Below are 237 nucleotides of genomic sequence, written 5' to 3' on the forward strand. Positions count from 1 at the left end.
GCGGTAGACCAGACCTTTTTCGAGGAAATCCAGGGAAAGGTGTTGCTGATGCTGGTAATACTCGACGTCGCAAGTGGCGAATTCGCGACTCCAATCAATTGACAAGCCCATGGCCTTCAGCTGTGATCTCATCGAAGCAATGTTCTCGTAGGTCCAGGCGCAGGGATGAACGCCGCGCTCCATTGCTGCGTTTTCAGCCGGCATTCCGAAAGCATCCCAGCCCATGGGATGCAGAAC

The 237-nt window shown here is 54.4% G+C and carries 1 protein-coding gene; it reads right to left on the reverse strand.

All coding sequences use genetic code 11. The features are described 5' to 3' along the window. The coding region (locus ACPYOJ_RS36710; RefSeq protein ID WP_481420592.1) for a class I tRNA ligase family protein at positions 1–237 on the reverse strand (237 nt) is incomplete at both ends.

This window comes from Rhizobium sp. SVR5-9E (genome assembly GCF_056755095.1).